The organism is Patiriisocius sp. 208BN25-11, assembly GCF_058147145.1.
The window spans coordinates 1-230 of record NZ_JBYVJY010000177.1 but is presented as its reverse complement, the minus strand read 5'-3'; the positions used below and the strand labels follow the sequence as shown (position 1 = coordinate 230).

General features: G+C 44.3%; 1 protein-coding gene. It reads left to right on the top strand.

Annotated elements, in window-relative coordinates; translation table 11 throughout:
* A partial coding sequence (locus ACY2RS_RS16025) for a DHHA1 domain-containing protein (RefSeq protein ID WP_490099644.1) occupies positions 1–230 on the top strand: 230 nt, incomplete at both ends.

Genomic DNA, 230 nt, shown 5'->3' with positions numbered 1-230 from the left:
CAGACAAACGTATTACGCAAGAAGCCTTAGCTCAAATTCAAGAGGCGAAGGAAGAAGACAATATGACTACGGTGGTCTATCAAGAAGACTGGCATAAAGGCGTGATTGGTATAGTAGCGTCTCGATTAACAGAGACCTCTTATCGTCCTACCCTTGTGTTTACAAAGAGTGGCGAGAAACTCGCAGCATCTGCACGTTCTGTCACAGGATTTGATGTCTATAATGCCTTC